Here is a 4,629-nt window from a genome sequence, read left to right as displayed (position 1 = left end):
GCACCGGCCCGCGGCGCCTGCTTGCGTCGCTTCTGCCGACCAACGGGAGCGCTGGACGGCAAGGGAACGCTGCCCGTCCACGCTTCTTGTGAACGCGCGAACGTGATACGTTTCCGCCTGTGCCGGCAATGGTGCTGCGCAAGTCTGCTCACAACTTCAAGGATAGAAAGATGGCCAAGAGACAGTTTGAGGCGATAGTGCCGGCGGAGGCTGGCTGGATAGTGATTTCCATCGACACCTCGGCGAAGGACGACATCAAGACCTGGAGCATCACCGAACGCTTCAACGTGATCGGCTTCGGCGTCCGCGCCGACGACGGCTACCCTGTGCCCATCACGGCCATCGGCCCGCTCGCGCTGTGCAACATGGACGATGGCGGCGACAAGGCGAACGACTGCTATACCGGTTTCTTCCTGCAGGCGCCGAACGGCTGGATCACCGGCGCCGTTCCGGAGACGAGATGGCCGGATCTCGACAGCCTGTTCAATCAGGCTGCCCACGTCTATATCGGCATGGGACGTATCGAACCGGGCGAACTGGTCGTCTGAGGCGCACAAGCGCAGCGCCACGACCCGCTTCGCGCAGCGGGTTCGTGGTGGCCTTGCAGGATTGTCGGGGTCGTGTAGTGCGGCGTTCTTGACAAGACTCTCGGCGACCATGACCGCCGCCAGAAACCCGTGCGCTGGCGGGATTTCACCCGCTCCATGCCGCTACCCGCGTCGCCGAATCCGGACAAGCACTCGCCAGCCACCGTCGTCATTGCGAGGAGGCGCAGCCGACGCGGCAATCCAGTTCCATTCTCTGACGACTGGTGCGCCCCGTCGGCCAGGCGAAAAACAAGACCTCTGGATTGCCGCGTCGGCTGCGCCTCCTCGCAATGACGTGCGGGCGGATGGGGGCGGCGACCTGAAGCCGCCGCGCCGGCCACGCCCCTCCACAGTGTATCGAACCGGGCGAACTGGTCGTCTGAGGCGCACAAGCGCAGCGCCACGACCCGCTTCGCGCAGCGGGTTCGTGGTGGCCTTGCAGGATTGTCGGGGTCGTGTTGTGCGGCGTTCTTGACGAGACTTTCAGCGACCATGACAGCCGCCCGAAACCCGTGCGCTGGCGGGATTTCACCCGCTCCATGCCGCTACCCGCGTCGCCGAATCCGGACAAGCACTCGCCAGCCACCGTCGTCATTGCGAGGAGGCGCAGCCGACGCGGCAATCCAGTTCCATTCTCTGACGACTGGTGCGCCCCGTCGGCCAGGCGAGAAACAAGACCTCTGGATTGCCGCGTCGGCTACGCCTCCTCGCAATGACGTGCGGGCGGATGGGGGCGGCGACCTGAAGGCGCCGGCCACAGCCAGCCACACCCCAACGCCACTCCACTTTGCTGCGCGCGCCTACGAGAAGGGATCGTTGCGCAGGCCACCGAGGGCGAAGAAGTTGCGGATGTCGTTGAGGTCACGACGGTAGCGCGGCTGCAGTGCCTTGTACATCGCCGCGATCCGCTGGCGAAGCGCCTCCGGCAAAGGGTGATCCGCGGTCTTGATGATCACCAGGAAGGGCACCTTGAAGGTCGATTGAACGCTGACCTCGGAAGGAAAATGGCGGCTGACCAGACTTTCGAACTCTTCCTTGAGGAACGCCGCGCGCAAGGAGCGCTCGTAATCCAGCGAAAAAATGTGCGGTTGATGGTCGGCATTCATGTAGGCGAAGAAAATGACCGACTTGAGCGACTTCAGCCGACTGAAATCGGTGAGGTACAGGGCGCCACCCGGACGCAGCACGCGAGCCACCTCGGCCAGGCAGTCGTCGAGGTGTTGCAGGGTCGGAAGGTGATGCAGGGCCATGGTACTGATCACCGCATCGAAACTGCGATCGGCGAAGCTGTCCAGGCGGGTGATGTCGCCCTGGCGGAAATCCACGTTGCTCAGGGCCAGCTCCTGCACATGGCGCTGCGCGTCGGCGAGCATTGCCGGCGAGAGGTCGAGGCCGGTGAAGGCGATTTCGGGATTGAACTGCGCGATCTGGGCGAGCTGTGTCGCCGGACCGCAGCCGAGGTCGAGGACAGTCTTGCACCCCTGGACGACCTGGCTGATACGCGCCGAATGGAACAGGTACGACGAGGCCATGATGCCGTCGATGCGACCGGCTTCCGCGTAGGCGGCAACCTGTTGCGGGTCGTCCATGACCAAGTCTGGCTCGGGCTCGCGTGGCAGGCTGCGGCTGACCAGCAGTTCGCGCAGGAAGGTCGGGATCAGGGCGGGGTTCGGCATCGCCCGTTTATATACGAAAAAGCCCCGCTTGCCAAGCAAGCGGGGCTCCCGAACCGAGAGGGCTATTCGCCCCCCGCAAAGCCCGATTAGGCGGCTTTGCTCTTGCGGCGCGAGGTAACCACGCCCAGCAGGCCGATACCGAGCAGAGCCAGAACGCCCGGCTCAGGAATGATGGTACCGCGCAGGTCGGCCGAGCCAGCAAGACACCACTGACCAGCAACTGCCCCACCGGTCCGGCAGCCAGCCGTATTGTCGAACGGGTTGAGCACGAAGTTGTTGGCCGAGGTGGTCAGGGCAACGTCCGCGAAACCGAAACCAGGAGCAACGCCGTCCGCGATGTCGTTCCCGTTGAGGCGCGTTTGCACGTCGAGCAGGCCGCTACCCGGAGTCTGGTCGACATCCAGCAGGCCCGCACCCGTGAAGCTCAGCGACGCACCGGTGAATTGACCGCTTGCCGACAGGGTATTGACCGTTCCCTGCTGCGCATGGCCGGTCATCGTCGCCCACAGGATGCCGTCATCGATCAGGTCGAGGTTACCGCCGACGCCTTCCGAGCCCTGCAGGAGCAGGTTGAAGTCTGCGCGCTTGTAGATCTTGACCACGCCACCCGAGAAGTTGACCGTGGTCGGGGTGTAATCCTTCGCGACATAGTTGTCGAAGATGAAGAACAACTTTTCGGTACCGGCGTAGGCGTTGTTGCCGTTGATCGTATTGATGACGCCGTAACCCCGGGCGATGTCGCCGTTAGCGCCGACAAAGGTCTCGGCCAGCGTGGTGGTATCGATGTGGAAGCCGAAGGGGCCGAAATCGACACCCCCGATGACAGAGGCGGAAGCAGCGCCCGAAGCCATAAGGCCCAGGCCGCAGATGGCCGAAGCCAACATTCTTTTTTTCATCACAATTTTCTCCTTGAGAGTATTAGTTAGTCCATTGAACTCGGCAAACCTGGCGGGCTGTAACTTTCATGGGACCCGACGAACTATAAGCACGTACCGTGCCAGAAACATTTAAAAACGCACAATCAAAGACTTAGCGCACTTCAACAACCAAGAAAGCTTACCACTGTAAAATTTTCCGACAGTTTGCCGCCCTTCAACGTGACATTTCGCACCGGCCAACATCGATCAGATCCGGGGGCAGACGAGTCCGAGGCGAACATCGGTGACCGCCCGCGACCACCAGGCGCCGAAGCGTGGGTCTGAAGCCGGCGCGCGACAGCCGTGGCGCCTCACGAGGGGCGTCCAAGCACCGCCGCGATCAGGCGATAACGCCGCCGCCGAGGCAGACGCGGCTTTCGTAAATCACGACCGACTGGCCCGGCGTCGCCGCCCACTGCGCTTCGGCGAAGCGGATCAGGCACGCGCCGGCATCGATGCGCTCGATTTCGCAAGCGGCGTCGGCCTGGCGGTAACGCGTCCTGGCCGTGTACACCCAGTGCGTGTGCGCTGCCCGGCCGGCCACCCAGGAGAGGTCCTCGGCACGCAGCTCGTCGGTCAGCAACGCCGGATGTGCGTGCCCCTGGACGACATACAGAGTGTTGCTGGCGATGTCCTTGCGAGCCACGAACCAGGCGTCGTGGTCACCGCTGTCACCACTCTTGCCCCCTTTGACGCCGCCGATGTGCAGCCCCTTGCGCTGGCCGATGGTGTGATAGGCGACGCCGTCGTGCTCGCCGAGCAGGCGATTGTCGTCGAGGCCACGAATCTCGCCTTTCCGTGCGGGCAGGTAACGCATCAGGAACTCCTTGAACGGCCGCTCACCGATGAAACAGATACCCGTCGAATCCTTCTTCAGCGCGACGTGCAGCCCCGCCGTCTCGGCCATCTTGCGCACCTCGCGCTTGTACAGGCCGGCCAGCGGGAACAGCGTCTTCGCCAATTGCTGCTGATTCAGGCGGTGCAGGAAGTAGCTCTGGTCCTTGGTCCCGTCCTCGGCCTTGAGCAACTGGAATGCCCCGGCAAACTCGCGCACGCCGGCGTAGTGGCCCGTGGCGATGCAATCGGCGCCAATGCTCAGCGCGTGTTCGAGAAAGGCGCTGAACTTGATCTCCGAGTTACACAGCACGTCCGGATTCGGCGTTCGACCGAGTTGGTATTCCTTGAGAAAGTGGGCGAAAACGCGTTCCTTGTATTCGGCAGCGAAGTTCACCACCTCGACGTCGATGCCGATCACGTCGGCAAGGCTCATCACATCGACCAGATCCTGTCGCGACGAGCAGTACTCGTCACTGTCGTCGTCCTCCCAGTTCTTCATGAACAGGCCGAGAACATGCCAGCCCTGCTCCTTGAGCAGCATGGCCGCCACTGCCGAATCGACCCCCCCGGACAAGCCGACGACCACCGTCTTTGCCACCTTCATGTTCCTGC

The 4,629-nt window shown here is 63.1% G+C and carries 4 protein-coding genes; 1 reads left to right on the top strand and 3 read right to left on the bottom strand.

Features of this window, described 5'->3' with window-relative positions:
* The first annotated feature begins 170 nt into the window (after window positions 1-170).
* Window positions 171-548: a hypothetical protein gene (locus QZ634_RS00095; RefSeq protein WP_291864366.1), complete on the top strand. Its 378-nt coding sequence runs from the start codon at window positions 171-173 to the stop codon at window positions 546-548.
* A gap of 839 nt (window positions 549-1,387) precedes the next feature.
* Here QZ634_RS00095 and QZ634_RS00090 read toward each other — a convergent pair.
* The 3 genes from QZ634_RS00090 to mnmA all read right to left on the bottom strand — a co-directional run bounded on the left by QZ634_RS00090 (window position 1,388) and on the right by mnmA (window position 4,621).
* Complete coding sequence (locus tag QZ634_RS00090) at window positions 1,388-2,263, bottom strand: class I SAM-dependent methyltransferase (RefSeq protein ID WP_291984489.1); 876 nt, start codon at window positions 2,261-2,263, stop codon at window positions 1,388-1,390.
* An 86-nt stretch (window positions 2,264-2,349) separates the two neighbouring features.
* Entirely contained in the window at window positions 2,350-3,159 is an 810-nt protein-coding gene (locus tag QZ634_RS00085; protein ID WP_291984487.1) for a PEP-CTERM sorting domain-containing protein, read from the bottom strand.
* Window positions 3,160-3,520: 361 nt separating this feature from the next.
* On the bottom strand, window positions 3,521-4,621 hold the full coding sequence (mnmA, locus tag QZ634_RS00080; protein ID WP_291987910.1) for a tRNA 2-thiouridine(34) synthase MnmA: 1,101 nt from the start codon (window positions 4,619-4,621) through the stop codon (window positions 3,521-3,523).
* Between the last annotated feature and the right edge of the window lie 8 nt (window positions 4,622-4,629).

The sequence above is a fragment of the Candidatus Accumulibacter sp. ACC007 genome (assembly GCF_907163205.1).
Classification (GTDB): Bacteria; Pseudomonadota; Gammaproteobacteria; order Burkholderiales; family Rhodocyclaceae; genus Accumulibacter; species Accumulibacter regalis.
This window is presented reverse-complemented; position numbering and strand designations above follow the sequence as displayed.

Coding starts and splice junctions, on each gene's coding strand:
- QZ634_RS00095 (WP_291864366.1), top strand. CDS start 171: ATGGCCAAGAGACAGTTTGAGGCGATAGTGCCGGCGGAGGCTGGCTGG.
- QZ634_RS00090 (WP_291984489.1), bottom strand. CDS start 2,263: ATGCCGAACCCCGCCCTGATCCCGACCTTCCTGCGCGAACTGCTGGTC.
- QZ634_RS00085 (WP_291984487.1), bottom strand. CDS start 3,159: ATGAAAAAAAGAATGTTGGCTTCGGCCATCTGCGGCCTGGGCCTTATG.
- mnmA (WP_291987910.1), bottom strand. CDS start 4,621: ATGAAGGTGGCAAAGACGGTGGTCGTCGGCTTGTCCGGGGGGGTCGAT.